Raw genomic sequence first — 24794 nt, forward strand, 5'->3', positions numbered from 1 at the left:
GTCGAGGTGGTGGGGCCGGTGTCACATCCGGCGCGTCCGATCCGGCGTACCTTGGGGCTCATGCCTGTGCCGAGTGATCCGCATCCCCGCCTCCAGTCGTACGCCGACCCGCAGCGCCTGGTCACCACGGAGTGGTTGGCCGAGCACCTGGGCGACGAGGGCCTCGTGGTGGTCGAGTCGGACGAGGACGTGCTCCTCTACGACACCGGTCACCTCCCCGGCGCCGTCAAGGTCGACTGGCACACCGAGCTGAACGACCAGGTCACCCGCGACTACCTGGACGCCGCCAGCTTCGCCGAGCTGTGCGCGGCCAAGGGCATCGGCCGCGACGACACGGTCGTCTTCTACGGCGACAACTTCAACTGGTGGGCCGCGTACGCCCTCTGGGTCTTCTCCCTGTTCGGCCACGCCGACGTGCGGCTGCTCGACGGCGGCCGGCAGAAGTGGATCGCCGAGGGGCGGGAGCTGACCCGGGACAAGGTCAGCCGGCCCCGCGCCTCCTACCCGGTGCCGGAGCGCGACGACGCGCCGATCCGGGCGTACCGGGAGCAGGTCATGGCGCACGTGGCGGCCGGCCGGCCGCTCGTCGACGTGCGGTCGCCGGGTGAGTACACCGGCGAGATGCTGCACATGCCGGACTATCCGCAGGAGGGCGCGCTGCGCGGCGGGCACATCCCGGGCGCGGTGAGCAAGCCGTGGAAGTCCGCCGCGAACGACGACGGCACGTTCAAGTCGGCCGACGAGCTGCGCGCCATCTACGCCGACCAGCTCGGGCTGAGCCCGGCCGACGACGTGGTGGCGTACTGCCGGATCGGCGAGCGGTCCAGCCACACCTGGTTCGTGTTGCACCACCTGCTCGGGTTCCCGCAGGTGCGCAACTACGACGGCTCGTGGACCGAGTGGGGCAACCTGGTCCGGGCGCCCGTCGTCAAGGGCGACCAGCCCGGCGGCCTGACCCGCTGAGTGTTCCCGGCCGGCTCCGGTCGGGGCCGGCCGGTCACCCCTCGATCGCCTCGGGGGACGGCTGGGTCAGGTAGCGCTGGATCGTCGGGCCGACCCACCCGGCCAGCTCGTCCGCGTCGAGGTCGACCACCGGGGGCAGCCGGATCACGTACCGGGTCAGGGCGAGGCCGAGGATCTGGCTGGCCACCAGTCCGGCGCGGCGGGCGGCGGTCCCCCGGTCGACGCCGGACCGTGCCACCGCGGTGGCGAGCTGGTCGGCGAAGATGCCGCGCATGCGGTCGGCCGCGCCCGGGTTGGTGTGGGCGGCCCGGAGCAGCGCGACGAGCGTGCCGTCGGCCTCCCAGCGGCGCAGGAAGTGCCGGGTCAGGGTCTCGCCGAGCCGTTCCGGGGGCACCTGGGCGAGGTCGGGCAGGCGCAGGTCGAACTCGGCCGCCGCCGCGAAGAGTCCCTCTTTGCTGCCGTAGTAGCGCATCACCATGGACGGGTCGATCCGGGCGTCGGCGGCGATGGCGCGGATGGTGGCCCGGTCGTAGCCGTCGGCGGCGAAGCGTTCCCGGGCGGCGTGCAGGATGGCCGCCCGGGTGGCGTCCGAGCGGCGGGCGGGGGAGGCCGGTGCGGTCATGTCCACGACTGTAGGCCAACAAGCGTTGACAGTGCTCCGGAGTGATGTCAACAATCGTTGGCAAACAGTTGTTGACCGCATCGGAGGTGGGCGATGCTGCCCGAACGCACCGACGTGCTCGTGGTGGGCGCCGGACCCACCGGCCTGGCCGTGGCCGTCACGCTGGCCGGGCACGGCGTGACCACCACAGTGGTCGACCGGCTGGCCGTGCCGCCGGTCACCTCGCGGGCCGCGGTGGTGCACGCCGGCACGCTGGAGGTGCTGGACCGGATCGGGGTCGCGGACCCGCTCGCCGCCCGCGGGCTGCGCTCGGCCCGGTTCAGCGTCCGGGACCGGGACCGGCTGCTGCTCACCGTCCGTTTCGACAGGTTGCCGTCCCGCTATCCGTACGCGCTGCTGATCTCGCAGGCGGAGACCGAGGCGGTGCTCGCCGACCGGCTCACCGCGCTCGGCGGGCGGGTGCTGCGGTCGTACGAGCTGACCGGGCTGGACCTCGACGGCGACGGCGCGACCGCCCGCTTCGCCGATGGCGGCGCGGTCCGGGCCCGCTGGGTGGTCGGCGCGGACGGGATGCACAGTCGGGTCCGCGAGCTGGCCGGCATCGGTTTCGGCGGCCCGGCCGACCCCGGCGAGTCGTTCCTGCTCGCCGACGTGCGGGTGGACAGCGCGCTCCCGCGCGACCAGGTCAGCCTGTTCCTGTCGCGCGGCGGTCCGCTGGTCTGGGCGCCGCTGCCCGACGGCACGGTCCGGCTGGTCGCCACCGTCGACGCCGCGCCGCGCGAGCCGCGGGCGCACCATTTTCAGGCCCTGCTCGACGAACGCGGCCCGGTCCGGCGGCCGGACCGGGTCACCGAGGTGGTGTGGGCGTCCCGGTTCCGGATCCACCACCGGATCGCCAGCCGGTACCGGTCCGGCCCGGTGCTGCTCGCCGGCGACGCGGCGCACGTGCACAGCCCGGCCGGTGGGCAGGGGATGAACCTCGGGCTGCGCGACGCGGTCACCCTCGGTGAGGCGCTCGCCGCCGGCCCGGAGGCCCTCGACCGGTACGCCGCCGACCGTCGCCCCCGGGCCGAGGAGGTGCTCGGCTTCGCCGCCGGGCTCACCCGGCTCGCCGCTGCCCCGCCGGCCCTCCGGCCGTTGCGTGACCTGCTGCTCCGGACCGCCTCGGCGCTGCCACCGGCCCGCCAACGGCTGGCCGTCCGCCTGGCCGGCTTCGAGCCCGCTCCCCTCCCACCCGCCCTCCCACCCGACCCGCCGCCCCGGCGATCATGAAGTTGGCGGCGACAAGTCAGACGTGATTCCCGGCCAACTTCATGATCGCCGCACGGGGTCGACGGAGTGGGGTCCTTGGTTCGGCGTTGACCGGCGGGTAACCACGGGTCCCCCACCTCGGAGGTGAGGTCTAGGCTGGCCCGGTGGCGGTGGAACAGCAGGCGCGGGGGGCGACGGGCGGGGCCCGACGCCGGTCCCGGCGGGACGAGATCCTGGAGATCGCGGTCGGCCTCTTCGCCCAACGGGGCTATCACGGCGTGTCGATGGACGACATCGGTGCGGCGGCCGGGGTCACCGGTCCGGCGCTCTACCATCACTTCGCCGGCAAGGAGGCGATGCTGGTCGCGGCGCTGGTGCCCGTCAGTGAGGGGCTGCTCGCCGGTGGCCGGGAGCGGGCCGCCGGCCGCCCGGGCGACCCGCGCGGCGCGCTGGAGTCGCTGATCGACTTCCACGTCGAGTTCGCGCTGGCGAACCCCGCGGTGATCGCGCTGCACCTGCACGAGCTGGACCGCCTCCCGGACGAGCCGCGCCGCCGGATCCGCCGGCTCCAGCGGATGTACGTCGAGGAGTGGGTCACGGTGCTGACCGCGCTGCACCCGGGCCTGCCGGACGGCGCCGCCCGGGTGCTCGCGCACGCCGCGTTCGGCCTGATGAACTCCACTCCGTTCCTCGGTGGCGAGGTGGATCGTCGACGCCGGGCCGAACTGCTGCGCGGCGCGACCCTGGCGGCCCTGCTGGCCCCCACCGACCCCGCGACCCCACCTGACACGCCGCACGCGCCTTAACGCATGTTAAGAAGGGGCCTACACCTCAGGCGTCGAGAAGGGGCCCTTCCTTGCCGAACATGTTTGATTCGCTGCTGGTGGCCAACCGTGGGGAGATCGCGCGCCGGGTCATCCGCACGGCCCGACGGCTCGGGGTGCGGGCGATCGCGGTGCACTCGGAGGCGGACGCCGACCTGCCGTTCGTGACCGAGGCCGACGAGGCGGTCTGCGTCGGCCCGGCCAACCCGGCGCTGAGCTACCGCAACGTGGAGGCGATCCTCGACGCGGCCCGGAGCACCGGCGCGCAGGCGATCCACCCCGGCTACGGCTTCCTGTCGGAGAACGCCGACTTCGCCCGTACCGTCGAGGGGGCCGGCCTGGTCTGGGTCGGGCCCGGCGCGGACGCGATCACCGCGATGGGCGACAAGATCAACGCTCGGAACCTGATGGCGGCGGCCGGCGTCCCGGTCGCGCCCGGCACCACCGAGCCGGCGGCCGACCTGGACGCGGCGGTCACCGCCGCCGCCGAGATCGGCTACCCGGTGATGGTCAAGGCCGCGGCCGGTGGCGGCGGCATGGGCATGGGCGTGGCCGTCGACGAGGCCGCGCTGCGCACCGAGTACGACAAGGTCCGCGCGTTCGCCGAGCGCATGTTCGGCGACGGCTCGGTGCTGATCGAGCGGTACTTCCCCCGGGTCCGCCACGTCGAGGTGCAGATCCTCGGCCTGGCCGACGGCCGGGTGGTGGCGCTCGGCGAGCGCGAGTGCTCGGTGCAGCGGCGCAACCAGAAGCTGGTCGAGGAGTCCCCCTCCCCGGCGGTCTCGGCGGAGCTGCGGGCACGGTTCCTGGCGGCGGCCGTCCGGGCGGGCGAGGCGGTGAACTACCGCAACGCGGGCACCGTCGAATGTCTGCTCGACCCCACCACGCAGGAGTTCTTCTTCCTGGAGATGAACACGCGGCTCCAGGTCGAGCACCCGGTCACCGAGTACGTCTACGGCGTCGACCTGGTCGAGGAGCAGTTGCGGGTGGCCGCCGGCCTGCCGCCGACGTTCGACCCGGACGCGCTCACCCCGCGCGGGCACGCCATCGAGCTGCGGATCAACGCGGAGGACCCGAAGCGCTTCCTGCCCGGACCGGGCGCGATCACCACCTGGAACGAGCCGTCCGGCACCGGCGTACGGGTCGATTCCGGTTACGTCGCCGGCAACACGGTCACCCCGTTCTACGACAGCCTGCTGGCCAAGCTGATCGTCAGCGGTGACACCCGGGAGGAGGCCGTCGAGCGGGCTCGGGCGGCGGTCGCGCAGTTCGAGGTCGCCGGCCCGAAGTGCAACCTGCCGTTCTTCGCCGAGCTGCTGGAGAACCCGGAGTTCCGCTCCGGCGACTACGACACCGGCATCGTCTCCCGAATGCGCTGACCTTCGACACGAGTGAGGTGAACCTGATGACGGAACTGCCCACGTCGGTGAGCATCCGCGAGGTCGGTCCCCGGGACGGGCTCCAGAACGAGGAACCGATCCCCACCGACTCGAAGGTGAAGCTGCTCGACGCGTTGTCCCGGACCGGGGTCCGCCGCATCGAGGCCGTCTCCTTCGTGCACCCGAAGGCCATCCCGCAGATGGCCGACGCCGACGAGGTGTGGCAGCGGGCCGAGAAGGTCGACGGCGTGCGCTACTCGGCGCTGGTGCCGAACACCCGGGGCGCGCAGCGGGCCCTGGCCGCCGGCTTCACCGAGATCGAGGTGGTGGTGTCGGCCAGCGACACGCACAACCGGCGCAACGTCAACCGCTCGACCGACGAGTCGCTCGACGACATCGCCGAGCTGATCGCGCTGCTGCACGACGCGGGCGCGACCGCCGAGGTGATCGTGGCGACCAGCTTCGGCTGCCCCTACGAGGGTGACGTCGACCCGACGCGGGTGGCCGCCATCGTGGACCGGGTGGTCCGGGACGGCGCGGACCGCGTCGCCTTCGGCGACACCACCGGCATGGGTACGCCCCGGCGGGTCCGCGAGCTGGTCACCGCCGTACGCGACCGCAACGCTCAGGTGCCGGTGCTGCTGCACTTCCACAACACCCGGGGCACCGCCCTGGCGAACATGCTGACCGCCATGGAGCTGGGGGTCACCGAGTTCGACGCCAGCGTCGGTGGCCTCGGCGGCTGCCCGTACGCCCCGGGGGCGAGCGGCAACCTGGCCACCGAGGAGGCGGTGCACATGCTGCACGACATGGGCATCGAGACCGGCATCGACCTGGACGCCCTGATCGAGGCGGCCGAGCTGGCCGAGCACCTGCTCGACAAGAAGCTCCCCTCCGGCGTCCTCCGAGCCGGCCCCCGAACCCGTCTGACCCCCCGCCCCTCCTGACCCCTCCCTCCCGTCCCCGCCCCCTCTCCCCGTTGATCTTGCACTTCGGGCCCTCGCCATGCGTCTTTTGTGCCGCATGTCGGGGCCGGAAGTGCAAGATCGCGCGGGTGGGGGTGGGGTGGGGTGGGGTGGGGGTGGGGTGGGGCGGTGGGTCGCCGGAGGGGGTGGGGGTGGGGTAGCCTAACGATCGTTCAGGTTGGTGGGTGGCAGAGGGAGTCGGCGTGACGCTCGACGGTGAGGCACTGGAGCAGCTGCGCAAGCGCGCCCGCGCCGGCGGTGCGGACAAATACCACGCGGCCAACGCCGCCAAGGGCAAGCTCTTCGCCCGTGAGCGGGTGGCCTACCTGGTCGACGAGGGCTCCTTCGTCGAGGACGGGCTCTACGCCAACGCGATGGCCGACGGCCTGCCCGCCGACGGCGTGGTGACCGGCACCGCGACCATCGACGGCCGGCCGGTCTGCCTGATGGCGAACGACTCCACGGTCAAGGCCGGCAGTTGGGGCGCGCGTACCGTCGAGAAGATCATCCGGATCATCGAGCGGGCCTACTCGACAAGCGTCCCGATGGTCTACCTGGTCGACTCCGCCGGCGCCCGGATCACCGACCAGGTCGACCTCTTCCCGGGCCGGCGCGGCGCCGGGAAGATCTTCTGGAACCAGGTCCGCGCCTCGGGTTCGATCCCGCAGGTCTGCGCGCTGTTCGGGCCGAGCGCGGCGGGCGGGGCCTACATCCCGGCGTTCTGCGACGTGGTGGCCATGGTCGAGGGCAACGCCAGCATGTATCTCGGCTCCGACCGCATGGTCGAGATGGTCACCGGCGAGAAGACCACCCTCGAAGCGATGGGTGGCGCCAAGGTGCACTGCGCCGAGTCCGGCGTGGGGCACTTCCTCTGCAAGACCGAGAACGACGCGCTCGACGTGGTGCGGACCTACCTGTCGTACCTGCCGTCGAACTGGCAGCAGGACCCGCCGGCCACCGAGGCGAAGCCGGCGCCGGAGAAGGCCGACCTGGCCGCGCTGGTCCCGGCCAGCGAGCGGCAGGCGTTCGACATGCGCCGGTACGTCAAGGGCCTGCTCGACGAGGGCAGCTTCTTCGAGATCCAGGCGCTCTGGGCCAAGGAGCTGACCATCGGCTTCGGCCGGTTGAACGGCCAGGTCGTCGGCGTGGTCGGCAACAACTCGATGTTCAAGGGCGGCGTGCTCTTCGTCGACTCGGCCGACAAGGCGACCCGGTTCGTGCAGCTCTGCGACGCGTTCAACGTGCCGCTGCTGTTCCTGAGCGACGTGCCCGGCTTCATGGTCGGCAGCGCGGTGGAGAAGCAGGGCATCATCCGGCACGGCGCGAAGATGATCACGGCGATCTCCGAGGCCACCGTACCCAAGATCTGCGTGGTGGTCCGCAAGGCGTACGGCGCGGGTCTCTATGCGATGGCCGGCCCCGGCTTCGAGCCCGACGCCACGATCGCGCTGCCCACCGCGAAGATCGCGGTGATGGGCGCGGAGGCCGCGGTCAACGCGGTCTACGCCAACAAGATCGCCGCCATCGCCGACGCCGACGAGCGGGCCGCGTTCGTCGCCACCAAGCGCGAGGAGTACGAGCGCGACATCGACGTCGTCCGGCTCGCCAGCGAGCTGGTGGTGGACACGATCATCGAGCCGCACGAACTGCGCGCCGAGCTGGTCCGCCGGTACGCCGCCGCCCGCACCAAGTCCCGCCACTTCTCCACCCGCCGCCACGGCGTCACCCCCGTCTGACCGGTAAGGACGGGCCCCCTCTTAACGCCTGGTGCAGAGGACGGGGACCCTTCTGACGCTTCCGCCGCTCCCGGCGTCACGAGCGCCCGGCGGCCCGCCCCCTTCCAGGAGGATCGACATGGACTTCCGGCTCGACGAGGAGCAGCAGGCGCTGCGGGAGAGCGTGCGGGACTTCGCGCGCGAGGTGGTCGCCCCGGTGATCGGCGAGCACTACGAGAACCACACCTTCCCGTACGAGGTCGTCCGCCAGATGGGCAAGATGGGGCTGTTCGGGCTCCCGTTCCCGGAGGAGCACGGCGGCATGGGCGGCGACTACTTCGCGCTCTGCCTCGCGTTGGAGGAGCTGGCCCGGGTCGACTCCAGCGTGGCCATCACGCTGGAGGCGGCGGTCTCGCTCGGCGCGATGCCGATCCACCGGTTCGGCACCGCGGAGCAGAAGGAGCGGTGGCTGCCGAAGCTGCTCAGCGGCGAGGCGCTGGCCGGCTTCGGGCTCACCGAGCCGGGCACCGGCTCGGACGCGGGCGGCACCCAGACCCGGGCGGTGCTGGACGGCGACGAGTGGGTGATCAACGGCTCGAAGGCGTTCATCACCAACTCCGGCACCGACATCACCGCGCTGGTCACGGTCACCGCGGTCACCGGCACCAAGCCGGACGGCAGCAAGGAGCTGTCCACCATCATCGTGCCGTCGGGCACGCCCGGCTTCACGGTCGCGCCCGGCTACTCCAAGGTCGGCTGGAACGCCTCGGACACCCACGAGCTGACGTTCGACGACTGCCGGGTGCCGGCGGGCAACCTGCTCGGTGAGCGCGGCCGGGGCTTCGCCCAGTTCCTGCGCATCCTCGACGAGGGCCGGATCGCCATCGCCGCGCTGGCGGTCGGGCTGGCCCAGGGCTGCGTCGACGAGTCGATCAAGTACGCCAAGGAGCGTCAGGCGTTCGGCCAGCCGATCGGCAACTACCAGGCGATCCAGTTCAAGATCGCCGACATGGAGCTGAAGGCGCACACCGCCCGACTGGCCTACTACGACGCCGCCGCCCGGATGCTCGCCGGTGAGCCGTTCAAGCGGCAGGCGGCGATCGCGAAGTTGCACGCCAGCACCGTCGCGGTGGACAACGCGCGGGAGGCGACCCAGATCCACGGCGGCTACGGCTTCATGAACGAGTACCCGGTGGCCCGCTTCTGGCGCGACTCCAAGATCCTGGAGATCGGCGAGGGCACCAGCGAGGTGCAGCGCATGATCATCGCGCGCGACCTCGGCATGTGACCGAGGCCCGCCTCGGCCGTCTGTCGGATATCGGCGTCGGACGGTCGGGTGGTTGACGGTGGACTGTGGAGCGTCGGATCCCCTCCGTACTCTTCCTGCCCATGACTCCCGAACATGATCGTTCGCGGAGCCCGGGGGGTCGGGCGGCGCTGTCCGATCTGTTGCGCGGGCACCGGCTCGCCGTCGGCCTGACCCAGGCCGAGCTGGCGGGCCGGGCCGGCGTGGGCGTGCGGACCGTTCGCGATCTGGAGCGGGGGCATGCGACCCGACCCCAACGCACCACCGTCGACCTGCTCGCCGACGCGCTCGGCCTGACCGGCTCGGCCCGCCGGGAGTTCGTCGCCACCGCCCGGCCCGCGCCGGCCGCCGTGCCGCCCGCCGCGCCGGTCGAGGCCGATCGGGGTACGCCGGTCGCGCTGCCCCAGCCCGTACCGCTGCTCGGCCGGGACCGCGACGTGGCCGAGGTGACCGCCCTGCTCGACGCGCACCCGCTGGTGAGCCTGGTCGGGCTCGCCGGCGTCGGCAAGACCGCGCTCGCGCTCACCGTCGCCCACGCGGTCGCGGCCCGACACCCGGGCGGCGTGGTCGGCGTGCTGGTCGGCGACGGCTCGGACGCCGCCGACGTGCTCGCCGCCTCGGTGACGGTGTTCGGCGTGAGCCGCCTCGCCGACCTGCCCTGCCGGCTCGCCGGCCGACCGGCGCTGCTGCTCGTCGACGCCGTCGAGCGGGCGCCCGGGCCGGTGGCCGAGGCGGTGCGGACGCTGACCGCCGCCGCGCCGACCGTACGGATCCTGGCGACCGGCCGTCGTCCGGTCGGGCTGCCCGGCGAACTGGTCCGGCCGGTGGCCCCGCTCGACGTGCCACCCGCCGGCGCCGAGCCGGCGGACCGGGCCGACCTGGACCGCTGGCCCGCCGCGGCGCTCTTCGCCGCCCGGTTCACCCAGGCCCGGCACGCGCCGCCCGCCCCGGCCGAGCTGCCGGCGCTCGCGGCGCTGGTCCGCCGCCTCGGCGGCCTGCCGCTGGCGATCGAGCTGATGGCGGCGCGGGGCCGCATCCTCGACGTCCCCGAGCTGCTGGACCGGTACGGCGACCGGGTCCTCGACCTGGCCGGCGGGCGTCCCGGCTGGGCACCCGCCGACCGGGTCGCCGGCACGGTGACGCTGCGGGAGGCGGTCGCGACCAGCTACCACCTGCTCGCCCCGGCCGAACGCGCCGCGCTGCGCCGGCTCGCCGCCTTCCGTAACCGCTGGTCGGTCGCGCTGGCCGAGGAACTGCTCGCCGACGGCGACGACCGGTGGGACGCGGTGCCGCTGCTGGACCGGCTCAGCGAGCTGGGCCTGCTGAGCGTCCGGGGCGCCGGCCCGTTCCGGTTCCGGCTGCTCGACGCGGTCCGCGACTTCGCCGCCGAGCAGGCCGACCTGGCGGGCGAGACGGCGGCGATCCGGCTCCGGCACGCGTCGGTGATCGCCGCGCTGGTCCGGCGTACCGCACCCGGCCTGGTCGGCGCGGACCTGCCCGGCACCGTGCACCTGCTCGACGAGGCGACCGGTGACATCATCGCCGCGTTGGCGTACGCCGCCGAGGAGGCGCCGGCCACCGCGCTGCTGCTGGCCGCCGCGTTGCCCCGGTGGTGGCGGTTGCGCGGACGGGACGTCTCCGGCCGTCGGTGGCTGCGACGGCTGCTGGCCGATCCGCGTACCGCCGACGCCCGCCCGGTGCTGCGGGCCTGGGCGCTGCTCGGGTCGGCGCGGCTGGCCGCGGAGCACGGTGCGGGGCCGGAGGAGCTGCCGGCGGCCCGGGCGGCGCTGGCCGTCTTCGCCGAGGTCGGCGACGTGACCGGGGAACTGTCCGCCCGGTCGGTGCTCTGCGCGGTGCTGCGCGGCCTCGGGGCCCACGACGAGGCCCGTGCGCAGGCCGAGGCGGCGCTGACGCTGGCCACCCGGCACGGCCGGGTACGCGAGATGGCGGTGGCGCAGCACCACCTGACCTGGCACGACGTACGCGTGGGGGAGCTGGCCGACGCCCGGCGGCGGCTGGCCACGGTGGACCGGTTGGCGGCGCAGTGCGGCGACCAGCGGCTCCGCCTGCTGGCGCGGGCCGATCTGGCCGAGCTGACCCGGTTGGAGGGTCGTTACGCCGAGGCGGTCGAGCAGGGCCGGCGGGCGGCGTCCGCGCTCGTGGAGCTGGGTGATCCGGGGCGGCGTCGCCGAACCATCGGTACGGTCGGGTTGGCGCTCGCACTCCAGGGGCGGGACGACGAGGCGCTCGCGGTGGTGACCGAGCTGTGGCCGTCCGGCCCGGTGCCGGCCCCGCGTCGCGCACCGGCCGTCGAGCGGTGGGAACCGGCCGGTACGGGCCGGGACGCCCACACCGAGGACGCGCTCCGCGCGTTGATCGAGGGCCAGGTGGCGCTGCACCGGGGCGACCGCGAGCTGGCGGCGGAGTGGTTCGCCACGGCGGCGGAAGCGGCGGCCGGGGGCGCGGACCGGCGGGATCTGGTCGAGGCGCTGGTGGGGTTGGCGGCCAGCACCGGCGATCCGGCTTTGCTGGACCGACTGGACCGGGCGCGGCAGATCACCGGCGTGAATCTGCTGCCCCGTGAGGAGGAGTTGCTCTACGCGCTGGCTGCGCAGCGGGGACGCCCGGGCCGGACCTGATGCCGGGCCGCTGTGGCGGAGGGCGCGGGGGTGGCGCGAGCGAAGTAGCCCCCTGGTGCTGCCCCTCGCTCCACGCTCGCGCCGGCACCCCCCGGTGCTCCCCCGCGTCGAAAGCTTATCCAGCCACCCCGACGGCTTTGGGCGTTATTGATCGCTTTTGCCCAGGCGTACCGGCGGTTCTGCCGGTCTTTCTGCCGGTGACCGGCGGGTAGCGACCGGCCTCAGCAGGCGGCGTTCCCGGCCGGTTCGGTGCTGCCGGCCGTGGCGCCCGGGTGGACCGCGTCCCGGACCCGGCGCAACCCGTCCAGAAGCCCGTCGAGCTGGGCCGGTTCGAGCTGGCCGGTGAACCACTGCTCGATGATCTTCAGGTGGCCGGGCAGGATCTCGTCCAGCCGGCCCAGGCCCGCGGCGGTCACCACCGCGAACGAGCTGCGTCGGTCGGAGGGGCAGGCCCGCCGACGGATCAGGCCGTCCCGCTCCATCCGGTCCACCACCCGGGTCACCCCGCTGGTGGAGAGCGAGGTCTGGGCCGCCAGGTCGGTCATCCGGAGCTGGTTGTTGGGGGAGCGGGCCAGTCGGGTGAGCACCTCGAACTCGACCGGGGAGAGTCCGTGCTCCTCGAACTGGGCCGCGAACCGGGCGGAGAGCCCGGCGTGCGCCTCGACGAGCAGGCCGACGGCGGTGATCCGGGGGTCGTCGAACACGTTCTGATCCACGTCACCATCCTAGCAACACTTGACACAGGGAATATTGCTGTGGCTATAGTTGCTCAGTCAGTCGTTGGGCTACTAAACAATCTTCTCCGGAGGAGCGCATCATGACCAGCAGCACCGAGGCGACTACCCGCGACTGGGAGGGTCTCACCATCCCCGCCCCCGGCACGTACCTCCTGGACGCCGCGCACAAGCGCGTCGGCTTCGTCGCCCGGCACATGATGGTCAGCAAGGTACGCGGCGAGTTCGCCGACGCCACCGCCACCATCACCGTCACCGACGACCCGCTGCAGTCCTCGGTCACCGCCAGCATCCAGGCGGCCAGCATCAACACCGCGCAGGCGGACCGGGACGGGCACCTGCGCAGCCCGGAGTTCCTCGACGCCGAGCAGTTCCCGACGCTGGAGTTCCGCAGCACCGGCGTGAAGTCCCGCGAGGGCAACGAGTTCGTGCTCGCCGGTGAGCTGACCGTGAAGGGCGTGACCCGTCCGGTGGACCTCCAGGTCGAGTTCGAGGGCGTCGGCCGCAGCCCCTTCGGGCAGGACATCTTCGGCTTCTCCGCGCACACCGAGATCGACCGGGAGGACTTCGGTCTCACCTGGAACGTGGCGCTGGAGACCGGTGGCGTCCTGGTCGGCCGCAAGGTCAAGATCGAGATCGAGGGCGAGGCCATCCGCCAGGGCTGAGCCCCTCGCCGGACCCACGGGCCCGCACCGTCCACCGACGGTGCGGGCCCGTCCCCGTCTCCCACCCCGCCGCGCCGGGTGCGGATTGTCACGCGTTGTTCGCTGGTTAACGGCGCTGGGCGGGGCGGTGGCGGGGTACAGGTGCAGACCTGCGCCCGGTCGGCAGTTCACGAGCCGGGCGCTCTTACGCACACCACGTGAATGGTTCACAATGCGTTGCGGAACGCCAACGGTTCCGTGGCACCGGCGCCGGGAGGACACATGGGCAGGGACGTCGAGCAGGGCGCCTTCTCCCGGGAGGATCGGGTCCGCTACCGGCAGAAGGTCCGGCGATGCCTGGACGTCTTCGCGCTGATGCTCGACGACTTCGGCTTCGACGCCGACCGGCCGATGACCGGGCTGGAGATCGAGCTGAACCTGGTCGACGCCGCCGCCGAACCGGCCATGCGCAACGACCAGATCCTGGCCGACATCGCCGACCCGCTCTTCCAGACCGAGCTGGGGCAGTTCAACCTCGAACTGAACGCCTCGCCCCGGCTGATCGAGGGCACCGGGTTCAGCGACTACGAGCAGGATCTGCGCGGCAGCCTCAGCCGCGCCGACGAGCGGGCCGCCAAGTCCGACGCCACCATTCTGATGGTCGGCATCCTGCCCACCCTCACCGAGGGGCACCTGGTCGCCGACAACCTCTCCACCGACGAGCGCTACCGGGTGCTCAACGACCAGATCGTCGGTGCCCGCGGCGAGGACATCGAGCTGGACATCAACGGCATCGAGCGGCTGCGGACGCACACCGACTCGATCGCACCGGAGGCCGCCTGCACCAGCCTCCAGTTCCACCTCCAGGTCGCCCCGGACAGCTTCGCCGACCACTGGAACGCCTCCCAGGCGATCGCCGGCGTGCAGGTGGCCGTCGGGGCCAACTCGCCGTTCCTCTACGGCCGGCAGCTCTGGGCGGAGACCCGCATCGCGCTCTTCGAGCAGGCCACCGACACCCGGCCCGACGAGCTGAAGGCCCAGGGCGTACGCCCGCGGGTCTGGTTCGGCGAACGCTGGATCACCTCGATCTTCGATCTGTTCGAGGAGAACGTCCGCTACTTCCCGCCGCTGCTGCCGATCTGCGAGGAGGAGGACCCGGTCGAGGTGCTGCACGCCGGCGGCGTGCCCCAGCTCGGCGAGCTGCGGTTGCACAACGGCACCGTCTACCGCTGGAACCGGCCGGTCTACGACATCATGAACGGCCGCCCGCACCTGCGGGTGGAGAACCGGGTGCTGCCCGCCGGCCCGACCGTGGTGGACATGCTCGCCAACGCGGCGCTCTACTTCGGCCTTGCCCGTGGCCTCGCCGAGTCGGACCGGCCCATCTGGAGCCAGCTCACGTTCAGCTCGGCGGAGGAGAACTTCCACGCCGCCGCCCGGCGCGGCATCGACGCGGTGCTGCACTGGCCCAAGCTCGGCGACGTGCCGGTCACCACGCTCGTCCTCGACACGCTGCTGCCGGTGGCCGCGCAGGGGCTGGACCGGTTCGGCGTCGCCCCGGCCGAGCGGGACCGCCTCCTCGGCGTCATCGAGGGGCGCTGCCGTACCGGCCGTAACGGGGCGGTCTGGCAGACCGAGACGGTGTGGGCGGCCGAGCGGCACCGGGACATGGACCGGAAGGCCGCGCTGCACCACATGGTCCAGCGCTACGCCGAGTTGCAACGCACCAACGAGCCCGTCCACACCTGGCCCGTCGACTGATCGTCGCCGGCCCGGCTGTTCGCTGGCCACCCGGGCGTGTCGCCGTCAGGAAGGAAGTTGGTCCGGAGCGGTATGACACAGAGGCATAAATATGCCCTGGAGGTATATCGCTCCTAGGCGGTGGTTTTCCGCGCAGACATCACTGAGCGTGTCGCCGGTCAGCCGGAGCGGCCCGGGCGTCGGGGTGGAGCGGGATCAGCGGGCGCGGCGGCGCGTCTTCGGTTCGACGGTCGGGGACGCCGACTCGGGCTGTGGCCCGGCCGGCGTGTCCTCGGTGCCCGACTCGCCCGGGCCCGGCTCCTCGTCGCGGCTGCCGGCGGGCCGGTCCGGCACCACCTCGGGCTGCCGCTGCTGCGGCACCGTCCGGCCCCGACGATCGGCACCGGTCCGGGCGGCGCGACTCGGCGACGCCTGCCGCTCGCCGGCGCGTCCGGGTGACGCGTCCGGCTTCTCCGCGGTCGTCGGCGGCGAACCGGGGTCGGCCTCGCCGGCCGGCTCGGTGCCCGGCGTGCTCTCCGGCTCCGGCTCGACGGACCTCGGCGACGTGGACCCGGCCGACTCCGCCGGTTCGGGGCCGGTCGGCGTCGCGGTCGTGTCGATCGGCGGTTCCGCCTCCGTGCCGCCCCGACGGTCGGCCCGCTGGGCCAGCGCGGCCATCAGCATCGAGCCGCCCACCCCGGCGATCACCGCGTACGGGGCGATCAGGTGGGCCGACAACTGCTCGGCGGCGATCCCGGCCAGTCGCGGAACGGCCAGCAGGTACGCCAGCGCCACCAGCAGCGGCCCGGCCGCGCCGGAGGCGGCCGCACCCACCCGCACCCGCGGTGACCGGGTCGCGCGCCGGGCGGCCAGCACCCCGATCACCAGCGCGGAGCCCAGCGAGAGCAGCGCCCCCGGCCAGTAGAAGTAGTCACGGATCCAGAAGCGGGCGCTGTCCGCGCTGATCTGCCAGATGCCGAGTTGGGCGGTGGTCAGGCCCCGGCCGGAGAGCACCCCGTCCACCACCGACACCACGGCGAGCAGCCAGAGCCAGCCGGTGGTGGCGATCAGGTTGGTGGCGGCGGCACGGGTGTGCAACGCCCAGGTCGCCAGCAGCACGCCGAGCACCAGCCCCGCCGCCGCGTACGCGGCGGCGACGGTCTGCGGCGCGGTGGTGTCCGGCACCCGCGCGGCCCGGGCCGGCACCGCCACCAACAGCACGGTGACCAGCGCGCCGACACCGGCGGCCAGGGCGAGCCCGAGCCGGGGCAGCACACCCACCGGCTCGTCCCCACCACCGCGCAGGCGCTGGGCGCAGACCGCACCGGCGATGACCGAGGTCGCGGCGATCCAGGTGGCCCAGGCGAGGCTCGCCACCCACGCCGACTCGACGCGTACGGTGCCGGTGGGCGCCCAGTTGATGATGCCCAGCCCGTAGCCGAAGCCGAGCTGAGCGGCGCCCGCGCCGGCAGCGACGCCGAGCGCCGCAGCGGTCGATCCTCCCCAGCCCCGTCTGGCCATGCCGGGCAGCGTAGCGTCCCGAGGTCGGCCCGGCGAGTCGTGGGAGCGGCCGGCCGGGCCCGGACGGCTTGGCGGCACCGGCTACGGTCGCCGATGACTGAGGCGGGAGACGCGATGACGGACGAACAGCAGCCGGTACGCGACGAGACCGGTCCGGACCGGACCCGGCTGCTCGTCGGAGGCGGACTGGCGGCGGTCCTGCTGGCCGTGATCGGAGCCAGCGGTGGCTGGATCCTGGCCGGTGGCCCGGACCGGCCCACCGCCTCGTCCGAGGCCGTCTCGCCGCCGGCCGCCCCGCCGCCCGTTCCGACCGGGGCGGCTCCCACGACGGACCGCCCGGGCGAGGACCGCCCCACCGGTACCCGTTCGCGCACCCCGGCCGGCCTCACCGTGCCGGAGCTGGTGGGTACTGACTTCGAGCGGGCCCGGCAGCAGTTGCGCGACCGTCGACTCGGTTGGCGCTTGGTGTTCGGCAGCGGCTCGGGACGCGCCGTGGAGCGCACGTCGCCCCGGCCGGGGACGCCGGTGAAGCGCGGGGTCACCGTCACCGTCTGGGTCGCCGGGCCGGCGCCCGAGGTCACCGTGCCCGACGTGGGCGGCGAGTCCTGCTCCGACGCCGCCGACGACCTGGTGGAGGCGGGGCTCTATCCCCGTTACCCGGCCGGTCGGCAGGGGCCGGTCAGCGGGCAGGACCCGGTCGCCGGGGGCACCGCCCACTGGAACGACCAGGTGTCGTTGACCTGCGGGAACGAGCCCTCGAGCACGCCGAGCGACGGCCCGCCGCCGACGCCCTGACGCCGTCCGGCGCGCTGATCCCGGCCGGCCCGGCCGTGGCCCGCTACCGTGGACGTCCGAGGGCCGCGAGCCCCGTCCCGGTGCGGGAAGGACGAGTGTCATGAGCGACGACCGTCAGGAACCACCCGCCGACGACGGGGACGCCACCCGGGCCCTGCCCCGGAACGCGGCCGGGGCGGGCGAGGACGTCGACGCCACCCGGGCCATGCCGCGGAACGCGGCGGGGGCGGACGCGACCCGGCCGTTGCCCGGCGGGGCCCCTCGACCCCTCGACGCCACCAGCCGGCAGGAGCCGGTCGGTGACGCGCCCTGGTCCGGCCGGGCCGGCGTGCCGCCGCCACGGTCGGCGGCCTATCCGGAGCCGGGCGCCGAGTGGTACGCCGACGAGCAGGCCGGACGTCGCTGGTGGATGCCGATCCTGCTGGGCGTCCTGGCCCTGATCCTGATCGGGCTGATCGCGGCCGGGGTGTGGCTGGCGTTGCGGGCCGCCGACCGCGACTCCGGTCCGGGCACGCCGTCGGCGACGCCCAGCGCGTCCGCGCCGGCCAGTGCCAGCTCGGCCAGTGCCACCCCGAGCAGCGCGTCCCCGTCGGCTTCCCCGTCCGGCACGCCGCCGACCACGGCGGTGGAGGTGCCGATGCCACCGCTGGTGGGGCTGCCGGAGTCGGCCGCCCGGACGGTGCTGGACCGGCTCGGCATCGACTACCGCGTCCAGCGCCGAGCGTCGGACCGGCCGGCCGGGACGGTGATCGCCACGAATCCGGAGGCCGGTTACGCCGTGGGCGAGGGCGAGCGGGTCACCCTGGTGGTGGCCGCGTCCGCCGCGCCCACCACCGGCGCGCCGACGACCGGGACGACCACTCCGGGCTCCGCGCCGGCCACCTCCGCCACGCCCTGACGCGTACTCACCACTGTCGGCGGCGGGCGCCGACCAGGCCGAGCCCGGCCAGCGAGATGGCGAGGCCGAGCAGACCGGAGTAGAACAGCGGCCGGCTGAGGTCCGTCGGCTCGATGGGGCGGTCGGCGAGCATGCCGCCGCCGGCCCCGCTGCCCGCCGCACCGGACGGGGGCGACACGTCGGCCCCGTCCGCCGCCGACGGCTGCTCGATCTCGTCCGGCTCTGCGTCGTCCGGTTCGACGGTCGGGCGGGCGTCCGCGCCGGCCACGGTGATCTCCGGGGCCGGTACGGGTTCGGCCAGTTGCTGGGTGGTGGAGAAGGCCGGGTGGCGGACCACGAGCGCGAGCGCGGTCGCGACCCCGAGGAAGACGAAGAGCCCGAGGGCGTAGCCGGTGCGGGACCTGTGGTGCCGCCGCGCGGTGGGCAGATTGACCATGACCATCCCTGGTTCAGGGTCCGTGGCGCGCGGGGTGGAACGTGCCGGGGTGGGCGTACCGATTCTATGGCGGCGGCACGCCCACGGGCCGGGAATCGTGAGGTCAGCCCACCCGGACCGGGGTCCGGGTGACCGGACGGCGGGCTGTCCGGACGGTGTGCTGCCGGGGGACCGGCGCGGCCTGGATCTGCCGCAGCCCCTCCTGCTGTACGAAGATCGACCGTCGGTTGACCGCGTCCCCCGCCGCGTTCAACTCGTAGCCGTCGAGCCAGAGCCAACCGTCGTAGGCCGGCCAGTCGAGCACCCGGATCACCCGGAACATGATCGGTCGGAAGAACTGGACACTCGCCGCGCGCGTCACGTGCAGTACGTCACCGGAGCGGGGAAGCACATGGGCTCCTGGGAGGGTTCGGCCGGCACGGGGCCGGCGAGCTGAACGGGTCGGTGCGGTCCGGCGACGGGGGGTCTACCTCGTGGACCGGCGGTCGGTCGGTGCTGGTCGGGCCGTACCCACGGTGGCGAGCCGCCACCCGACCATCACCCGGCTGCTCCCGGTTACCGCTCCCGCCGCCGCAGCCGAGACGGCGTGCAGCGGCGGGGTCTTCTACTCCGGGGCAGGTCGCACGGCGCGGGACGGCTCCCCTCCGGCCGTCCCGCGGACCGTGGTGTCACCACGCGCGGAGATCAAGCGAAGACGGTGAGTAACCCGTGCCATACGGACAGAGTGCATCAGCGAGGTGCGACATGCAAGTTGCACGTCGACTTTTGCCGTTAGGTGAGCGGGACACGTGAACCGGACGCTTGAAGCCTCAGGTGCCGGGCCGGCACACTGGACGCCGGTTTCGCCCGTCGCGGCCGGTCGACGACCGGCACCACCCCCGCCGCGAACGCTTGCCCGCCGCCCGCCGGTCGCGCCCACGGCGGGTGTGGAACCGGGCGCGACCGACCGGAGGTAGCCGGGTGACTGCGAGTCCTGGAGCCGCGTCGTGAGCGAACGGCGCAGCCCGACCATCCGTCGGCGCCGACTCGGCGCCGAACTCCGCCGGCAACGGGAAGCCGCCGGCATCACCATCGAGGTGGTCGCCGAGCAGTTGGAGTGCTCGGCGTCCAAGGTCTCCCGGATCGAGACCGGCCACACCACCGCGACACCCCGCGACGTGCGGGACATGCTCCGCATCTACGGGGTGGTCGGCGCGGAGAGCGACGAGCTGGTGCAGATCGCCCGCGAGGCACGGCAGAAGGGGTGGTGGCATCCGTACAGCACGGTGCTGGTGGGCGCGTACGTCGGCCTGGAGGCCGCGGCCAGCCAGATCCGGGCGTACGAGCAGCAGGTCGTGCCTGGCCTGTTGGAGACCGAGGAGTACGCCGGGGCGATGATCCGCGCCGCCCGTCCGGACTTCACCGCCGATCAGATCGACCAACGGGTCCGTGTCCGATTGGGCCGGCAGTCGTTGTTGACCCAGGATGATCCGGTCGATCTGTGGGTGGTGCTCGATGAAGCGGTGCTGAGTCGGCCGGTTGGCGGCGACGCGGTGATGCGTAGTCAGCTCAAGCGGCTGGTGGAGGTGGCCCAACTGCCGAACGTGACGGTGCAGGTCCTCCCTTTCGAGGTGGGGGCCCACGCCGGTATGGATGGCACCTTCACGATCCTCAGCTTCCCCGAACCGAGTGATCCCGATGTCGTGTACGCGGAGAACGCCACGGGTGGGCTCTTCCTGGAGAAGAGCGACGAGCTTCAGAAGTACAGCTTCATCTTCGATCACATTCGAGCAGCGGCCATTCGACCGGAGGAGTCCGTCGCACACATCGCGAGACTGGCAGAGGAGCCGCTGTGGAAATGGCGACCAAGGAGTTCCCCGTGGACCTGACGCAGGCGACGTGGTTCAAAAGCTCGAAGAGCGGGCCGAACTGCGACAACTGCGTGGAGGTCGCGTACGTGACCGGGGCGGTCGGCGTCCGGGACTCGAAGGACAAGGCGGGCCCCGCCCTGGTCTTCGCCCCCGGTGACTGGCACGCATTCGTCGCCCGGGCCCGGGGCGGAGCCTTCGGCCAAAGCTGATCGGTATCCCCGAGAAACGGTCCCGCCCGCCAGCGTCGTCGGGCGGGACCGTTGCACGTCCACCGGCCGCCGACGCCGGGCACCCGTCGCCTGTTCCGTTCCGCCTCGTTGAACCGCACGGATCGGCAACCGAACGAGGCAGGCGAGACTGATGACGACGATCGGTTCAGAGAATCTCACCAACGGCCCGGGCAAGCCCGAGCGGTTCGGTGGCAAGTACCGTGGGGCCCGCCGGGACACCGTCCTGACCGAGGTGGTCTCCACCGACGGCGAGGACCTCACCGCCCGGGACACGGGCGCGCCGGAGCCGTCCGCGCCGACGCTCTCCCTGCCGTCGCTGGACCCGAACCCGCTGACCGAGCCGTCGTTTCCGCCCACCGGGTGGCCGATGGAGCAGCAGGAGTCCCTGGTGGACCACCCGCTGCTGCGCGGGCTGCTGCTGGAGTTGCCGCCCAGGGGGAGCGTGCCCCCGCCCGGCTGGCTGGACCGCTGGTTCGAAGCGACCCGGGCGATCCTCGAACTGCTATACGTGCAGGGCACCGGCCGGACGCGTTGACACCGCGGTCGCCCGGGGCATCGCCCGCTCGGCGAGCCGGTTGTGCCGCAGCGCGTGGCGTACCCCGATCGTGGCCACGCCGAGCACCGCGACGGTGATCGCCGGGCCGGCCACCCCCGGCGCGGCGAACAGGTCGACCCCGACGGCCGGCAGCACCGCCACCAGCGCCGCGAGCGCGGTCGCCTGGATCGGGAGCACGATCAGCGGGTGCGCGGCGGCGGCCCGCAGCCCGTGCGGCGCCGGGGTGCCCGGCGCCGCGGTGAAGGCGCTCGCGCCGGCCCGCAGTCGCCGGAGCCGGCGTACCGTGCAGACCGCGACGAGAGCCGTCGGGGCCGCCGCGACCGCGAGCCCGGCGGCGGCCCGGTCGAGCGCCGTGTCGCCGCCGCTCTGCAGGCCCGCGACGAGGACCGCCGCGGTGAGCGTGAGGCCGGTCAGCACCAGTGCGGACAACCATCCGGTACGCCGGCGCAGCGCGCGGGCGCGGCGCAGCCGGGGCAGGCCCTCCGCGACCAGGCCGGCGGCCAGCCAGACGGCGGCGACGGGGAGCAGCAGAGCGAGACGGTCATCCATGGGCTCAGCCTTGCCCAGTTCGGCATCCACCGAATCCGGGACGGCACCCCGGTCGACCCGGAACGTCGTCCCGTAGGGGGCGGGCCGGATCAGACGTCGAAGGTGGACGGACGCCTGGTGGCCGGCGCCGGCGGGGTGGCCTTCCACAGGCCGGTCTTCTGCGCCGCGAGCCGGGCCAGGTAGGCCGGGTTGAGGATGACGTACCGGCGCCAGAGCCGCTTGGGCTCCAGGCCGAGCCGCCAGAACCACTCCAGCCCGGCGCGCTGCATCCACGGCGGCGGGTTGCGCAGCAGGCCGGCGTGGTAGTCGAACGCCGCGCCGACCGCCATCAGCGGCATGTCCAGCAGCGGTCGCATGGCGTACGCGAAGACCTCCTGGCGGGGGCAGCCCAGCCCGACCAGGACGAGGCGCGCGCCACTGCTCCGGATCCGGTCGGCGATCTCGGCGTCCTCGCCCGGCTGGACGGCCCGGAACTTGGACGGCTCGACGCCGGCGATCTTCAGCGCCGGGAACTTGCGCTCCAGCGCCGGGATCAGCCGGGACAGCGTCTCCTCGGTGGAGCCGTAGAGGTAGACCGGCAGCCCCTCGTCGGCGAACCGGGCGAGCACCCGCAGGGTCAGCTCCGGCCCGTAGACGCGGTCGGTGAGGCCGGCGCCGTGCAGCAGGTTGAGCGCCCAGCGCACCGGCTGGCCGTCCGGGGTCACCACGTCGAACGCGTTGAGCCGGGCGTTGTGCGCCGGGTCGAGCACCCCGGTCATCACGCCGTGCACGGCCAGCGCGGTCAGCGCCAGGGGCCGGCGTTCCCGGGCGGCGTCGACCACCGCCTCGGTGGCCCGGGCGTAGTCGGTCGCGTCGACGCCGACGCCGAGCACGTTGCGCTTCGTGCCGCCGTTCATGCCTGCGGCACCCACTTGTCGACGTTCGCCTCGTGGATCTCGCGGAGGATCATCGGCACGTCGTATGTGATCTTCCAGGCCGGGTAGTGCTCCTCGAACCGGGCCATGCTGCTGACGTACCACTGGTGGTCGCCGGTGCGGGCCTGCTCGACGTAGTTGATCCGCGCCTCGCGGCCGGTGATCTCCTGGGCGATCCGGAACGCCTCGATGTGCGAGGTGTTCGAGTGCCGGCCACCGCCGAGGTTGTAGACCTGGGCGGACCGCGGCTCCCGGAAGAACGCCTCGAACGCGGTGAGCACGTCGTGGGAGTGGATCGCGTCCCGGACCATCTTCCCCTTGTAGCCGAAGAGGTTGTACGTCCGGCCCTCCATCACGCACCGCATCAGGTAGGCGAGGAAGCCGTGCAGCTCGGCCGCGGAGTGCGCCGGGCCGGTCAGCGTGCCGCCCCGGAAGCAGGCGGTCTTCATGTCGAAGTACCGGCCGTACTCCTGGACCATCACGTCCGAGGCCACCTTCGAGGCGCCGAAGATCGAGTGCAGCGACTCGTCGATCGACATGTCCTCGGTGATGCCGCCGTACCAGTGGTGGTCCTCGGGCAGCTCGTAGCGCGTCTCCAGCTCGATCAGCGGGAGCGAGTTGGGCCGGTCGCCGTAGACCTTGTTGGTGGAACAGTGGATGAACGGCGCGTCGATCGCGTGCCGCCGGGTGTTCTCCAGCACGTTGAGCGTGCCGCCGGCGTTCACGTCGAAGTCCGTGAACGGCTCCTTGGCGGCCCAGTCGTGGCTCGGCTGGGCGGCGCTGTGGATCACCACGGCGATGTGCCGGCCGTACCGGGTGAAGACCTGCTCCAGGCCGTCCCGGTCCCGGATGTCCACGGCGTGGTGGGTGTACGCGGAGCCGAGGTCGGCGGCGAGCCGGTCGAGGCTCCACGCGGTCGAGCCGTCCTCGCCGAAGAAGTACCGCCGCATGTCGTTGTCGATGCCGACCACGTCGAGACCGAGGCCGGCGAAGTGCCGGGCCGCCTCGGAGCCGATCAGACCGCCGGAACCGGTCACCAACGCGACACTCACACGCCACTCCTGGTCCATGGGAGGCAGGGAAACCATCGGAGCATAGCGTGACGTCCGGTACGCCCCGATACGGCGCGAGGGCCCCGCAGCCTGCGGAGCCCTCGTTCTGGTGGGGATGGGGGGAGTTGAACCCCCACGTCCTTTCGGACACACGGACCTGAACCGTGCGCGTCTGCCATTCCGCCACATCCCCGTGGCACGACCCGGAACACCATATCGCATCCCTCGCCCGCCATCTGCGGCGGGTGTCGGGACAGATTACGCTGTCCACTGGTCAGGCCACGAACGATCACCGCTCGTGGCGGGCGAAACTTTAGCACGTCCGCGGGCCTGGTCACGAACGGGTCGACGGTAGCCGGCCGAGCGGCGTGTGAGCTGCGGAGGCGGTGTCCGGATACCATCATTGCCTCGGGACCCGAGGAGGAGCCGGTGAGCGTGCTGCAACGCTTCGAGAAGCGTCTGGAAGGCCTGGTCGAGGGGGCCTTCGCCAAGGTCTTCAAAGGGGTGGTCCACCCCGTGGAGATCCTCAACGCCATGCAGCGGGAGGCCGAGGCGCACAAGGCGATCCTGGCCGGTGGGCGCACGTTGGTGCCCAACCGCTACGTGATCGATCTCTCGCCGTACGACCACAGTCGGTTGGCGCCGTACGCCGCCGCGCTGGCCCAGGAGCTGGCCCAGTCGCAGGCGGAGTTCATCGGCGAGCAGGCCTGGACGGTCTACGGCGACGTGATCGTCGAGGTCGAACGCGGTGAGGGGCTGGACACCGGCATGTTCCGGGTCACCGCCGAGGTCTACACCGGTGGCGACGTCGCGCCGGTCTCCGCGCCGGGCGGCTACGACCAGGGCGGCTACGACGCCGGCCCGGCGTACCCGGCCTACGACCAGGGTGGCGGCTACGGTCCGCCGCCCGGCCACGGCGGCGGTCGCAACGTCCGCCTGGTCTCCGGCGACGGGCGCACCTACCCGCTCCAGATGGGCTCGACCGTGATCGGTCGCGGTGACCAGGCCAACCTGCGTCTGCCCGACGTCGGCATCTCCCGGCGCCACGCCCGGCTGGACTTCGACGGCGGCCAGGTCGTGCTGACCGACCTCGGCTCCACGAACGGCACGATGGTCAACGGCCAGCGGGTCTCCGCGGTCGCCCTCAACCCGGGCGACATGATCCAGCTCGGCACCACGACGCTGACCTTCCGCGTGGACGGCTGATCCCC

At 73.1% G+C, this 24794-nt stretch carries 24 protein-coding genes and 1 tRNA gene; 16 read left to right on the forward strand and 9 right to left on the reverse strand.

Annotation, left to right across the window (positions count from 1 at the left end):
* Nucleotides 1-60: 60 nt before the first annotated feature.
* Nucleotides 61-963 carry a sulfurtransferase gene (locus OG767_RS01435; RefSeq protein ID WP_107158164.1) on the forward strand — a complete coding sequence of 301 codons (903 nt, stop codon included), beginning with the start codon at nucleotides 61-63 and terminating at the stop codon, nucleotides 961-963.
* A 34-nt stretch (nucleotides 964-997) separates the two neighbouring features.
* Here the strand turns inward: OG767_RS01435 and OG767_RS01440 are convergent, their stop codons facing one another.
* Nucleotides 998-1585, reverse strand: a complete 588-nt coding sequence (locus OG767_RS01440; RefSeq protein WP_405091821.1) for a TetR family transcriptional regulator — start codon at nucleotides 1583-1585, stop codon at nucleotides 998-1000.
* 93 nt (nucleotides 1586-1678) lie between these two features.
* On the opposite strand from OG767_RS01440, the gene OG767_RS01445 reads away from it, so the two are divergent.
* The 7 genes from OG767_RS01445 (at nucleotide 1679) to OG767_RS01475 (ending at nucleotide 11664) form a co-directional block, all read left to right on the forward strand.
* On the forward strand, nucleotides 1679-2857 hold the full coding sequence (locus tag OG767_RS01445) for an FAD-dependent monooxygenase (protein ID WP_405091822.1): 1179 nt from the start codon (nucleotides 1679-1681) through the stop codon (nucleotides 2855-2857).
* Nucleotides 2858-3000: 143 nt separating this feature from the next.
* On the forward strand, nucleotides 3001-3642 hold the full coding sequence (locus tag OG767_RS01450; RefSeq protein WP_357298874.1) for a TetR/AcrR family transcriptional regulator: 642 nt from the start codon (nucleotides 3001-3003) through the stop codon (nucleotides 3640-3642).
* Nucleotides 3643-3701: 59 nt separating this feature from the next.
* On the forward strand, nucleotides 3702-5039 hold the full coding sequence (locus OG767_RS01455) for an acetyl/propionyl/methylcrotonyl-CoA carboxylase subunit alpha (protein ID WP_405091823.1): 1338 nt from the start codon (nucleotides 3702-3704) through the stop codon (nucleotides 5037-5039).
* Between the two features lie 35 nt (nucleotides 5040-5074).
* A complete protein-coding gene (locus OG767_RS01460) occupies nucleotides 5075-5986 on the forward strand; it encodes a hydroxymethylglutaryl-CoA lyase (RefSeq protein WP_405094102.1) in 912 nt (303 codons plus the stop codon).
* A gap of 221 nt (nucleotides 5987-6207) precedes the next feature.
* Complete coding sequence (locus OG767_RS01465) at nucleotides 6208-7740, forward strand: acyl-CoA carboxylase subunit beta (RefSeq protein ID WP_405091824.1); 1533 nt, start codon at nucleotides 6208-6210, stop codon at nucleotides 7738-7740.
* 118 nt (nucleotides 7741-7858) lie between these two features.
* The gene (locus OG767_RS01470) at nucleotides 7859-9007 is read left to right on the forward strand and encodes an acyl-CoA dehydrogenase family protein (RefSeq protein WP_281933805.1); all 1149 of its coding nucleotides are present in this window, start codon (nucleotides 7859-7861) and stop codon (nucleotides 9005-9007) included.
* Nucleotides 9008-9108: 101 nt separating this feature from the next.
* The gene (locus tag OG767_RS01475; protein WP_405091825.1) at nucleotides 9109-11664 is read left to right on the forward strand and encodes an ATP-binding protein; all 2556 of its coding nucleotides are present in this window, start codon (nucleotides 9109-9111) and stop codon (nucleotides 11662-11664) included.
* A 221-nt stretch (nucleotides 11665-11885) separates the two neighbouring features.
* On the opposite strand, the gene OG767_RS01480 is transcribed toward OG767_RS01475, so the two are convergent.
* Entirely contained in the window at nucleotides 11886-12380 is a 495-nt protein-coding gene (locus OG767_RS01480; protein ID WP_107158170.1) for a MarR family winged helix-turn-helix transcriptional regulator, read from the reverse strand.
* A gap of 101 nt (nucleotides 12381-12481) precedes the next feature.
* On the opposite strand from OG767_RS01480, the gene OG767_RS01485 reads away from it, so the two are divergent.
* Together OG767_RS01485 and OG767_RS01490 are read left to right on the forward strand one after the other, a co-directional pair.
* Complete coding sequence (locus OG767_RS01485; RefSeq protein WP_107158171.1) at nucleotides 12482-13063, forward strand: YceI family protein; 582 nt, start codon at nucleotides 12482-12484, stop codon at nucleotides 13061-13063.
* Nucleotides 13064-13324: 261 nt separating this feature from the next.
* A complete protein-coding gene (locus tag OG767_RS01490) occupies nucleotides 13325-14803 on the forward strand; it encodes a glutamate--cysteine ligase (RefSeq protein ID WP_405091826.1) in 1479 nt (492 codons plus the stop codon).
* A 195-nt stretch (nucleotides 14804-14998) separates the two neighbouring features.
* Here OG767_RS01490 and OG767_RS01495 read toward each other — a convergent pair whose 3' ends face one another.
* Nucleotides 14999-16303: a hypothetical protein gene (locus OG767_RS01495; RefSeq protein ID WP_405091827.1), complete on the reverse strand. Its 1305-nt coding sequence runs from the start codon at nucleotides 16301-16303 to the stop codon at nucleotides 14999-15001.
* Between the two features lie 114 nt (nucleotides 16304-16417).
* On the opposite strand from OG767_RS01495, the gene OG767_RS01500 reads away from it, so the two are divergent.
* Both OG767_RS01500 and OG767_RS01505 read left to right on the forward strand, forming a co-directional pair.
* Nucleotides 16418-17098, forward strand: a complete 681-nt coding sequence (locus tag OG767_RS01500; RefSeq protein WP_405091828.1) for a PASTA domain-containing protein — start codon at nucleotides 16418-16420, stop codon at nucleotides 17096-17098.
* A gap of 100 nt (nucleotides 17099-17198) precedes the next feature.
* The gene (locus OG767_RS01505) at nucleotides 17199-17996 is read left to right on the forward strand and encodes a PASTA domain-containing protein (RefSeq protein ID WP_405091829.1); all 798 of its coding nucleotides are present in this window, start codon (nucleotides 17199-17201) and stop codon (nucleotides 17994-17996) included.
* Between the two features lie 7 nt (nucleotides 17997-18003).
* Here OG767_RS01505 and OG767_RS01510 read toward each other — a convergent pair whose 3' ends face one another.
* Together OG767_RS01510 and OG767_RS01515 are read right to left on the reverse strand one after the other, a co-directional pair.
* Nucleotides 18004-18432: a hypothetical protein gene (locus OG767_RS01510; RefSeq protein ID WP_405091830.1), complete on the reverse strand. Its 429-nt coding sequence runs from the start codon at nucleotides 18430-18432 to the stop codon at nucleotides 18004-18006.
* A 103-nt stretch (nucleotides 18433-18535) separates the two neighbouring features.
* Complete coding sequence (locus OG767_RS01515; RefSeq protein WP_405091831.1) at nucleotides 18536-18823, reverse strand: hypothetical protein; 288 nt, start codon at nucleotides 18821-18823, stop codon at nucleotides 18536-18538.
* A 595-nt stretch (nucleotides 18824-19418) separates the two neighbouring features.
* Between OG767_RS01515 and OG767_RS01520 the strand changes: the two genes are divergently transcribed.
* The 3 genes from OG767_RS01520 (at nucleotide 19419) to OG767_RS01530 (ending at nucleotide 21047) form a co-directional block, all read left to right on the forward strand.
* On the forward strand, nucleotides 19419-20300 hold the full coding sequence (locus OG767_RS01520) for a helix-turn-helix transcriptional regulator (RefSeq protein ID WP_107158177.1): 882 nt from the start codon (nucleotides 19419-19421) through the stop codon (nucleotides 20298-20300).
* Nucleotides 20270-20491: a DUF397 domain-containing protein gene (locus OG767_RS01525; RefSeq protein WP_107158178.1), complete on the forward strand. Its 222-nt coding sequence runs from the start codon at nucleotides 20270-20272 to the stop codon at nucleotides 20489-20491. Before OG767_RS01520 ends, OG767_RS01525 begins: the two co-directional genes overlap by 31 nt.
* Nucleotides 20492-20642: 151 nt before the next feature.
* The gene (locus OG767_RS01530) at nucleotides 20643-21047 is read left to right on the forward strand and encodes a hypothetical protein (protein WP_405091832.1); all 405 of its coding nucleotides are present in this window, start codon (nucleotides 20643-20645) and stop codon (nucleotides 21045-21047) included.
* On the opposite strand, the gene OG767_RS01535 is transcribed toward OG767_RS01530, so the two are convergent.
* From OG767_RS01535 to OG767_RS01550, 4 genes are all read right to left on the reverse strand, one after another.
* Entirely contained in the window at nucleotides 21015-21617 is a 603-nt protein-coding gene (locus OG767_RS01535) for a hypothetical protein (RefSeq protein ID WP_405091833.1), read from the reverse strand. The two genes, OG767_RS01530 and OG767_RS01535, sit on opposite strands and share 33 nt — an antisense overlap.
* 89 nt (nucleotides 21618-21706) lie before the next feature.
* Nucleotides 21707-22513 (reverse strand): WecB/TagA/CpsF family glycosyltransferase, encoded by an 807-nt coding sequence (locus tag OG767_RS01540; protein ID WP_405091834.1) that lies wholly within the window; start codon nucleotides 22511-22513, stop codon nucleotides 21707-21709.
* Nucleotides 22510-23619: an NAD-dependent epimerase/dehydratase family protein gene (locus OG767_RS01545; RefSeq protein WP_405091835.1), complete on the reverse strand. Its 1110-nt coding sequence runs from the start codon at nucleotides 23617-23619 to the stop codon at nucleotides 22510-22512. The genes OG767_RS01540 and OG767_RS01545 overlap by 4 nt, the downstream gene beginning before the upstream one ends.
* Nucleotides 23620-23690: 71 nt before the next feature.
* Nucleotides 23691-23776: transfer RNA gene (locus tag OG767_RS01550), tRNA-Leu, on the reverse strand.
* A gap of 209 nt (nucleotides 23777-23985) precedes the next feature.
* Here OG767_RS01550 and OG767_RS01555 point away from each other — a divergent pair.
* On the forward strand, nucleotides 23986-24789 hold the full coding sequence (locus tag OG767_RS01555; protein WP_107158181.1) for a DUF3662 and FHA domain-containing protein: 804 nt from the start codon (nucleotides 23986-23988) through the stop codon (nucleotides 24787-24789).
* Nucleotides 24790-24794: the final 5 nt, after the last annotated feature.

The organism is Micromonospora sp. NBC_01392 (assembly GCF_045040125.1).
GTDB lineage: Bacteria > Actinomycetota > Actinomycetes > Mycobacteriales > Micromonosporaceae > Micromonospora.

Bases quoted from the DNA above. Each gene is read 5' to 3' on its own strand.
- OG767_RS01435 (WP_107158164.1), top strand. From the start codon at position 61: ATGCCTGTGCCGAGTGATCCGCATCCCCGCCTCCAGTCGTACGCCGAC.
- OG767_RS01440 (WP_405091821.1), bottom strand. From the start codon at position 1,585: ATGACCGCACCGGCCTCCCCCGCCCGCCGCTCGGACGCCACCCGGGCG.
- OG767_RS01445 (WP_405091822.1), top strand. From the start codon at position 1,679: ATGCTGCCCGAACGCACCGACGTGCTCGTGGTGGGCGCCGGACCCACC.
- OG767_RS01455 (WP_405091823.1), top strand. From the start codon at position 3,702: ATGTTTGATTCGCTGCTGGTGGCCAACCGTGGGGAGATCGCGCGCCGG.
- OG767_RS01470 (WP_281933805.1), top strand. From the start codon at position 7,859: ATGGACTTCCGGCTCGACGAGGAGCAGCAGGCGCTGCGGGAGAGCGTG.
- OG767_RS01475 (WP_405091825.1), top strand. From the start codon at position 9,109: ATGACTCCCGAACATGATCGTTCGCGGAGCCCGGGGGGTCGGGCGGCG.
- OG767_RS01485 (WP_107158171.1), top strand. From the start codon at position 12,482: ATGACCAGCAGCACCGAGGCGACTACCCGCGACTGGGAGGGTCTCACC.
- OG767_RS01490 (WP_405091826.1), top strand. From the start codon at position 13,325: ATGGGCAGGGACGTCGAGCAGGGCGCCTTCTCCCGGGAGGATCGGGTC.
- OG767_RS01495 (WP_405091827.1), bottom strand. From the start codon at position 16,303: ATGGCCAGACGGGGCTGGGGAGGATCGACCGCTGCGGCGCTCGGCGTC.
- OG767_RS01500 (WP_405091828.1), top strand. From the start codon at position 16,418: ATGACGGACGAACAGCAGCCGGTACGCGACGAGACCGGTCCGGACCGG.
- OG767_RS01505 (WP_405091829.1), top strand. From the start codon at position 17,199: ATGAGCGACGACCGTCAGGAACCACCCGCCGACGACGGGGACGCCACC.
- OG767_RS01510 (WP_405091830.1), bottom strand. From the start codon at position 18,432: ATGGTCAATCTGCCCACCGCGCGGCGGCACCACAGGTCCCGCACCGGC.
- OG767_RS01525 (WP_107158178.1), top strand. From the start codon at position 20,270: ATGGCGACCAAGGAGTTCCCCGTGGACCTGACGCAGGCGACGTGGTTC.
- OG767_RS01530 (WP_405091832.1), top strand. From the start codon at position 20,643: ATGACGACGATCGGTTCAGAGAATCTCACCAACGGCCCGGGCAAGCCC.
- OG767_RS01535 (WP_405091833.1), bottom strand. From the start codon at position 21,617: ATGGATGACCGTCTCGCTCTGCTGCTCCCCGTCGCCGCCGTCTGGCTG.
- OG767_RS01540 (WP_405091834.1), bottom strand. From the start codon at position 22,513: ATGAACGGCGGCACGAAGCGCAACGTGCTCGGCGTCGGCGTCGACGCG.
- OG767_RS01545 (WP_405091835.1), bottom strand. From the start codon at position 23,619: ATGGTTTCCCTGCCTCCCATGGACCAGGAGTGGCGTGTGAGTGTCGCG.